Here is a 5,843-nt window from a genome sequence, read left to right as displayed (position 1 = left end):
AGTTCAGTATTGGTGACAGACCACCACAAGTATCCAACCTCAATTCTGTTCACAAGACCATCGTTGATGTTCTCGGCGAGCGATACCGTCGAATTTATTCTTAAAGTAGGTGCGGAATGACGGGTTATCGCTGCATGGACAGGTTACTGCGCCGCTTGCACCGCGATTTAGGGTAAAGCACAGACATAAAAAACGGGGCCATTGGCCCCGCGAGTGAAAAACTTAATCGTCGCTATCAGTGTATTCTTCCACTGCATCCATCTGCGGCTTACCGCCAGACAGCGTGTGGAAACGCTTCGGGCGACGAATACGTGCAACATATTTGGCCCAGGTTTTTTCCATGTCGGTGGATGCATCACGTTCACCGCGGCACATGGCGACGAATTGAATCTCTTCCTCGGTCACCGGTTGGCGTTTACCCAGGTCAAGCTCATTCAGCGCATAGCCATAACGCTCCAACATCTGGGCTTCTTTGATGGTCAAGTCACCGTGACGAGAGAAGCCGCGTGGATAGGATTTATTATCAAAAAAACGATTCGTTGTAGAGAAGCTTTCCGCCATCTTAACACGCTCCTAATTCTTTTATGGTCGTGCTGTTTATGGCGCGGAGTATTAGATAGGCTTGACATTCTGTAAAACAAAACATTTAAATCATCACGACAAAATTTTTTTGGAGATGGGCGTGGATACCGAATTACTAAAAACCTTCCTGGAAGTCAGCAGAACGCGGCATTTTGGACGCGCCGCAGAATCGCTCTATCTGACCCAGTCGGCGGTCAGCTTTCGTATTCGCCAATTAGAAAATCAACTTGGTGCAAATTTGTTCACTCGCCATCGCAATAATATTCGCCTGACACCGGCGGGCGAGCGGTTGTTGCCCTACGCAGAGAGTCTGATGGGCACCTGGCAACTGGCTAAAAAAGAGGTCGCGCGCTCGCAGCAGCACCAGTTGCTGTCGATTGGTGCGACGGCATCGCTGTGGGAAGCCTACCTGACACCCTGGCTGCAAACCTTGTATCAGCAGCGCCCACTGCTTCAGCTTGAAGCGCGCATTGCACAACGTCACTCTCTGGTGCAGCAGTTACACGAGCGGCGTTTGGACCTGCTGATCACCACCGAGCAGCCCAAAATGGAAGAGTTAACCAGCCATCTGTTAGGAAACTTCTCTCTGGCGTTGTTCGCCACTCAGGATGAGGAGCAGACCGAACGACCTTTCATCAAACTGGAATGGGGCGCGGATTTTCATCAACATGAAGGGCGGTTATTGAGTAACGAACAGCTTCCTATCCTGACCACCACCTCAGCACACCTGACGCGCCAGCTGCTGCTGACCACCGGAGGCTGTGCCTTTCTGCCGCGCCATTGGGAAAAAACGTACCCATTGCTTTACATACAGCAAAATACGCCACCGGTGATCCGCCCGCTGTATGCCGTTTGGCTGCAAAACAGCGACCAGCAGGCGTTAATCCGTCAACTGCTAAAAACCCCTATTGCCGATATGTTGTGAGCCGCGTAGCGCTGTCAGGCGCGTTTGGCGACCCAAAATGCACTAAGCCCTTTCTGCAAGACGATAAAGGCAAACAGCAGGATGCCAATAACGATCTTGGTCCACCAGGAGCTGAGCGTGCCATCAAAGGTGATATAGGTTTGAATCAGACCTTGAATCAGCACCCCAAAGAAGGTGCCCAGCACCGTGCCCACGCCGCTCGCAGCCAGCGCGTAACCCGCTGAGGTATAGAGCGAGAACACAATGCCGGACAACACCGCCAGCGTGCTGGAAAGCATGTAGATCTGAATGGTGGTTTTTCTCACCCGCACCCCCATCAGCTCCGCTGAAGTGATATTGCCTCCAATGGCGTAAACGCGATGGCCAAAACAGGTGCGGTGCGCCAAGACCATCCCGACAATCACCGTCATCAGCATGATCAACGCCAAAAAGGTCAGGCGTCCCCCACCGGGCATACGCCACGCTAATCCGGCAAGCTGTTGATACACGGGGTGTTCAATCGGGATAGACTCCTGAGAGACAATAAAGCTCATGCCGCGCACAAAGAACATGCCGGCCAGCGTGATGATAAACGCAGGCAGTTTCAGGGTGTCGATAATCCACCCCATTAGAGCACCGAATGCCGCCCCCATCACCAGCGCCAGCGCAATGGCATAGCCGGGATGCATACCGTAGGTACCAATCAGCTTGGCTAACAGCACGCCGGTAAAGGCGATCACCGAGCCGACGGAAAGATCGATCCCACCGGAGAGAATCAAAAAGGTCATGCCGACAGCGACGATCCCGATAAAGGCATTATCCGTCAGCAGGTTGAAGAACACGCGCGTGGAAGCAAATCCCGGAAACTGGCTCAGGCAAAACAGATAGCCGACGATAAAAACCCCGAGCGTAATCAACAGCGGAATATTTCGTTTCAGCATTATTCGAGCCTCCGCAACAGGCGGCGCAGCGAGAAGCGCGGAGACTGCATGATCAGCACCGCCAACACCACCAACGCCTTGAGCACCAGGTTCAGCTCTGGCTTGTACCCCGCCAGCAGAATACCGGTGTTCATACTTTGAATAATCAATGCCCCAATAACCGAAAGCAGCAGATTGAAACGGCCCCCAAGCAGAGAGCCGCCGCCGATCACCACCGCCAGAATCGCATCCGCACCGCGAATGTCGGCCGTAATAATCACACCCGCAACCGCAGCGCAGATACCGCAGATGACATAGACAGAAACCAGGATCAGGCGCGTGCTGATGCCCGCGTTTCTGGCAGAGCGAACATTGATACCCACCGCTTCGATAAATAAGCCCAACGCGGTTTTGCGCGTCAGTAACCAGAGCAGAAGCAGCATGGCACAGGCGATAATCACCGGCATCGGCAGGTAAAACAGCGAGCCGCTGCCCAGATGTGCCACTTGCTTTCTGTCGCGCAACACAATGATACGGTCGGCATAACCGGTCAGCTCTTCCAGCTCAGAGGAGATAACCAGCAGCGCCATACCGCGCTCACACAGTTTTTCTATCAAACGAATGATTTCGGCATGGGCACCAACATCAATGCCGCGCGTCGGCTCATCAAGAATGAGAAAACGTGGTTCTGTCGCCAGCCAGCGCGACAGCAACACCTTTTGCTGATTGCCGCCAGATAGATACTGAATTTCCTGCTCAGGACTCGGAGTACGTATCCCCAATCTCTCAATGAACATTTCTGCAATGCGGGTTTGCTCTTTTAACGCCAGCGGACGCAACCACCCGCGCTGGGCCTGCAACGCCAGAATAATGTTCTCTCGAACAGTCGCTGAACCGACGATGCCCTCGGTTTTGCGATCTTCAGGGCAATAACCAAAACCCAGCCTGCCCGCCTTGCGTGGGCTCCGAATGGAGACGGACTGACCATCAACCCTGGCTTCACCGCTATCCGGCGTTTTAATGCCAAAGACGAGCTGAGCGGTTTCTGTGCGACCCTATCCCAATAATCCCGCCAGCCCTACGATTTCGCCCGGCGCAACGGACAAATCAAAGGGATCAACCATATTACGACGACCATAGCCACGAAACTCGACCAAAGGATCGCCGGTTTCAGTCGCATGGGCTGAGCGCTTTAATAGCGATTCATCAAAAATAGCGATTCATCAAAACTGTGGCCCAGCATCATCTGTACCAGATCGATACGTGGCAACGCCGCCGTCATTTCACTGCCCACCAGTTTGCCGTTACGCAACACAGTGATGCGATCGCTAAGGCGATAAACCTGATCGAGAAAATGGGTGACAAAAATCATGCCCACGCCGTGCTCACGCAAATGGGACAGAATGCCGAACAGCATATCGACCTCATTCGCATCCAGGCTGGCAGTGGGTTCATCAAGGATCAGCACCTTGGCGGAAAGATCGACCGCTCGAGCGATAGCAATGATCTGCTGAATGGCGATCGAGTAATTGCCTAAAGGATCGGTAACATCTATTCGTAGCCCGTAGTAGGCGACAATTTCTCTGGCAAGCCGCGCCATTTCTTTCTGATCAATCATGCCGAAGCGCAAGGGTTCTCGGCCCAAAAACAAATTCGCCGCCACCGACAGATTGGGTAAAAGGTTGACCTCCTGGTAAACGGTACCGATACCTAAGGATTGCGCGTGTGCAGTGTTTAACGGATCGATAGCGTTACCTTCGAGAAAAATCTCTCCTGCTGAACGCCGATAAACCCCGATCAATGCTTTTATCAGCGTCGATTTTCCCGCACCGTTTTCACCCAGCAAGGCAACAATTTCCCCTTTGCGTAGCGTGAAATCGACGCTATCCAACGCTTTAATGCCAGGAAATTCGACGCTCATTCCCTGGATGTCCAACAGCAATTCAGTGTCCATCAGACTCACCTATGCCACTTGCGTTTGGGTGTTGGTCAAAACACAACCTTATTGATTACGCCTAAAACATCAGGTAACGATGGCGCATTGCACGCCATCGTTATCAGGCTTAATAACCGAGGTTTTTTTTGGATTGGTATTCCGCTTGCGCCGTATCCGGCAATAATAATCTTGATTCAGTCTGAATAAATTTCTGCGGCAGCTTCCTTTCTTTTTTCAAGGCAATTAACGCATCAAATGCCGGGCCAGCCATATTTGGCGTCAGCTCTACTGTGGCATTGGCTTCACCGTCAATCATTGCTTTAAAAATATCGGGAACAGCATCGATAGAAACCACTTTAATTTGCGAGCCCGGTTTTAATCCGGCCTCTTTAATGGCCTGAATGGCACCGATCGCCATATCATCGTTATGGGCATAAACCGCGCAGATATTCTTGCCGTTCTGTTCCGCTTTGATGAAGCTTTCCATCACCTCTTTACCCTTGCTGCGGGTAAAATCGCCTGATTGCGAGCGGATGATCTTCACATTCGGAGAAGCAGCGATGCCGTCAACAAACCCTTTTTTGCGGTTTATTGCGACGCTCGATCCCACCGTACCTTGCAGCTCAACAACGTTACAGGGCTGGCCTGCCACATCCTTCAGCAGCCATTCGGCAGCCACCTTACCTTCGTAGACACTGTCAGAAGCAACCGCAGCGGTATACAAGGAGGGATCGTTAACATCGATCATACGGTCCAGCAGGAATACCGGTATTTTTGCTTCCTTGGCTTCCTGAAGTACTGGCGTCCAGCCCGTTGCGACCACGGGTGCGATAAAAATGGCATCAACGCCTTGTGCAATAAACGATCTTACCGCTTTGATCTGGTTCTCTTGTTTCTGTTGCGCATCCGCTATTTTTAAGGTGATACCCCGTTTTTCTGCTTCCTGTTTAGAGACTTTGGTTTCAGCAGAGCGCCATCCCGACTCGGAACCGATGTGAGAAAATCCCACGGTGAGCGCCGAAGCCTGTGTTGCGCCACATAATGCTGTAGCGACAGCCATTGCGACCAGTAAACGCCTGTACATAATCTACTCCTTTATGAGCAGCCGACAGCTTTTTGGCTTGTTTGCAGGTTTTAACCCCACGTCAATGCGTGCAGGTTGTACAGAGACACGACATGCACCTGACATTTTTATCAGGGCTTATCTGTTTTAGTCGAAATAGTGACGAAGAGGGATGAGCAAGCTCACAACCTGGTATTACGATAGGTTTGTACATAATTACAGCTAATTCATTCAGCCATTTTCAGGCTTTTAGCCGCAGGAGGAGGGGCAAATTAATGCATATAAACGGTATGGGATTATTTGCGCGTTACGATAAAAACCCTAGACCACCAAAAATCACGCACAGCAAAAAGGGCTGTCCTCTCGGACAGCCCCTTCGCTTAATTAAAACCTGGCAGTTCCCTACTCTCACATGGGGAAGCCCCACACTACCATCGG

Annotated in this window: 4 protein-coding genes and 2 pseudogenes; 1 reads left to right on the top strand and 5 read right to left on the bottom strand. The window is 51.6% G+C overall.

Features of this window, described 5'->3' with window-relative positions; all coding sequences use genetic code 11:
- Positions 1–222: 222 nt before the first annotated feature.
- Positions 223–561 (bottom strand): DUF413 domain-containing protein, encoded by a 339-nt coding sequence (locus tag ACTBDZ_RS14185; RefSeq protein ID WP_438815800.1) that lies wholly within the window; start codon positions 559–561, stop codon positions 223–225.
- A gap of 121 nt (positions 562–682) precedes the next feature.
- On the opposite strand from ACTBDZ_RS14185, the gene hdfR reads away from it, so the two are divergent.
- Complete coding sequence (hdfR, locus tag ACTBDZ_RS14180) at positions 683–1,507, top strand: HTH-type transcriptional regulator HdfR (protein ID WP_438815799.1); 825 nt, start codon at positions 683–685, stop codon at positions 1,505–1,507.
- A 14-nt stretch (positions 1,508–1,521) separates the two neighbouring features.
- Here the strand turns inward: hdfR and yjfF are convergent, their stop codons facing one another.
- The 4 genes and pseudogenes from yjfF to ytfQ form a co-directional block, all read right to left on the bottom strand.
- Entirely contained in the window at positions 1,522–2,427 is a 906-nt protein-coding gene (gene yjfF, locus ACTBDZ_RS14175) for a galactofuranose ABC transporter, permease protein YjfF (RefSeq protein ID WP_438815798.1), read from the bottom strand.
- Positions 2,427–2,873: pseudogene (locus tag ACTBDZ_RS14170) on the bottom strand (ABC transporter permease); the annotation flags it as partial. The pseudogene ACTBDZ_RS14170 and the gene yjfF, both read right to left, overlap by 1 nt.
- Before the next feature lie 27 nt (positions 2,874–2,900).
- Positions 2,901–4,360, bottom strand: a pseudogene (locus ACTBDZ_RS14165) (sugar ABC transporter ATP-binding protein); the annotation flags it as partial.
- A gap of 109 nt (positions 4,361–4,469) precedes the next feature.
- Positions 4,470–5,426: a galactofuranose ABC transporter, galactofuranose-binding protein YtfQ gene (gene ytfQ, locus ACTBDZ_RS14160; RefSeq protein WP_438815797.1), complete on the bottom strand. Its 957-nt coding sequence runs from the start codon at positions 5,424–5,426 to the stop codon at positions 4,470–4,472.
- Positions 5,427–5,843: the final 417 nt, after the last annotated feature.

The sequence above is a fragment of the Symbiopectobacterium sp. genome (genome assembly GCF_051710365.1).
Classification (GTDB): Bacteria; Pseudomonadota; Gammaproteobacteria; order Enterobacterales; family Enterobacteriaceae; genus Symbiopectobacterium.
Note: the sequence above shows the minus strand (reverse complement) of the source record. Positions and strands in the feature narration are given on the sequence as shown.

Coding starts and splice junctions, on each gene's coding strand:
- ACTBDZ_RS14185 (WP_438815800.1), bottom strand. CDS start 561: ATGGCGGAAAGCTTCTCTACAACGAATCGTTTTTTTGATAATAAATCC.
- yjfF (WP_438815798.1), bottom strand. CDS start 2,427: ATGCTGAAACGAAATATTCCGCTGTTGATTACGCTCGGGGTTTTTATC.
- ytfQ (WP_438815797.1), bottom strand. CDS start 5,426: ATGTACAGGCGTTTACTGGTCGCAATGGCTGTCGCTACAGCATTATGT.